The 698-nt window shown below is 49.9% G+C and carries 1 protein-coding gene; it reads right to left on the reverse strand.

The window, feature by feature from the left end; translation table 11 throughout:
- Positions 1-570 (reverse strand): VWA domain-containing protein (locus tag KIV40_RS32790; RefSeq protein WP_285353549.1); only part of this gene is annotated, 570 nt, incomplete at its 3' end.
- Positions 571-698: the final 128 nt, after the last annotated feature.

Consider the following 698-nt stretch of genomic DNA (forward strand, 5'->3'; position numbering starts at 1 on the left):
CGCGTCACTGTCGACAAAGGTTTTGGTGGCAAGGCCAATGCCGTCGCCAATCGCCGTTTGAGTGCCGATGAGTCTCAACACCGCTTGATTAAGTTGCTGGCTGAGTGTGTTTCTGTCGAGTGTAAGAGGCGTTTGCAGATAGGCGTGATCGGCAAACAGTACGAGTCCGACGCGATCTCCTTTGCGCTTATCGATGAAGTCACTCAGTACGTGTTTCACCGCTGATAAACGGTCGATGTACTCGCCATTAAACGCCATATCCTCTTGGCTCATTGAGTAAGAGAGATCGACCACTAACATCAAGTCACGGTGTTTAGGTTGAAACTCCACTGGCTCTCCGAACCAGACGGGTCTGGCACTGGCCGTGATTAACATCAGCCATATCAACGAGGCTAGAACTTTAGGTAGGCGAGTGCTAGGCGCTTTACCGTTGATGTTGCTAGGTAAAAAAGGCAGTGTCAGTGTGTCTGTTGGCTTGGCGGCTGGTGCCAAACGAAGTACAAGCAGTGGTAACGGCAACAGCAAAAACATCCACCACCACACAAATTCAATATTCAACAAACTACTCATAATTGAGCTCTCTTTGGTGGCAATGCATGGCGAACCCAATAGATACAATCATCGATCAACATGTTGCGCGTTGAGGGATCGATTGGAGTCCGCTCGCTCTGATATAGAGTTCGCTGCCACGCCTCGCT

It is taken from the genome of Vibrio sp. D173a (assembly GCF_030248475.1).